A 1,157-nucleotide genomic window follows, 5' to 3' on the forward strand; every position below is an offset into this window, starting at 1 on the left:
GGCCAAGGGTGTCCTGGTGACCCTGCTGTGGTCGGGTATCGGCAGCGCCATCCTCTACAAGATCGTCGACCTGATCATCGGCCTGCGTCCGACAGCCGACGCAGAGCGCGAAGGCCTCGACCTCACCTCGCATGGCGAAGCGGCCTACCACTCGTAAGCCCGTGCGGGACGGCATTGGCCGCCCCGCAATTCCTATCCCGTCGTGATGCTCCCGAAAGGAGTTCACGCATTGAGGCCCGGATCGCATCCGGGCCTCTTTTTTTGGCAAGTCATTCCGGCAATGCCCGCCTTGGCGCAATCACGTTCGTGTGATCAAGCTTTTTGAGGAAACAACGACCGCTCTGGTTCCGAACTGGGGGGACGATCGTCGTTCTGACGCTCGTGCCAAACAACAGGGAAGGAAACCATTTCATGAACCTCAAGAATATCTGCCTTGGAGCGCTCGCTCTTTCCATGGTCAGCGGCTTTGCATTTGCCGGCGCTCTGGATGAGCCCGACAACATGGCGCCGTTCTTCACGGATTCCGGCATGAAGACCATGAAGCCGATGGCGGATTTCAAGACCGCTTTCATGGCCATGCCGATGGAAAAGCAGGAAGCGATGAAGAAGGAATGCCAGGATGCGGCGATGAGCAAGCCGTATGCGGAATTCTGCGCCAATGTGCAGGCGCTCGGCGGCGCCAACTGATTTGTCCGGTCGGGCCGAGGCCCGATCTTTGTTCCAAACGACCAATGGCGGGCCCGGCAGTCCGCCATTGTTTCGGCAGGCGGCAGCTCTATCCGCCGGCGCCGTCGTCCATCATGGTGTTCGTCAGCGCTTCATACGCGCTGCTGCATGTCCGGGAATGCGGGCAATTCCTGACGATCAGCACAGGCGCCACTGTCAGGACCGCGGCGATCAAAACCCGCAGGCCGAGGCCTCGCACTGCAAATCCCTTGCCGAAAAGACCTCTGAACAGAAAATACAGACCTTGTCCGAGGCAGGCTGTGGCGAGGATGTGCAGCAGCGGACCGGTCGCTCTGGCGAAGGGCGTCACATAGCCGTCCGGGAAGCCCACCATGCCGAGTTCGACGAACCAGTGCAAAGCGAGCAGCAAACTGAGCCCTGCCCAGGCCAGTGCCGCCACGCGAAGGAAGACGTGTTGCATGCCTTTACCC

At 60.4% G+C, this 1,157-nt stretch carries 2 protein-coding genes and 1 pseudogene; 2 read left to right on the forward strand and 1 reads right to left on the reverse strand.

What is annotated here, in order from left to right; genetic code table 11:
- Positions 1-157: pseudogene (locus EN984_RS35415) on the forward strand (ammonium transporter); the annotation flags it as partial.
- A 254-nt stretch (positions 158-411) separates the two neighbouring features.
- On the forward strand, positions 412-687 hold the full coding sequence (locus EN984_RS35420) for a hypothetical protein (RefSeq protein WP_127267328.1): 276 nt from the start codon (positions 412-414) through the stop codon (positions 685-687).
- Between the two features lie 88 nt (positions 688-775).
- Here EN984_RS35420 and EN984_RS35425 read toward each other — a convergent pair.
- Positions 776-1,157: hypothetical protein (locus EN984_RS35425; RefSeq protein WP_348630246.1), on the reverse strand; the 382-nt coding region annotated here is incomplete at its 5' end.

The organism is Mesorhizobium sp. M7A.F.Ca.CA.004.12.1.1 (assembly GCF_003997835.1).
Taxonomy (GTDB): Bacteria; Pseudomonadota; Alphaproteobacteria; order Rhizobiales; family Rhizobiaceae; genus Mesorhizobium.

Bases quoted from the DNA above. Each gene is read 5' to 3' on its own strand.
- EN984_RS35420 (WP_127267328.1), top strand. From the start codon at position 412: ATGAACCTCAAGAATATCTGCCTTGGAGCGCTCGCTCTTTCCATGGTC.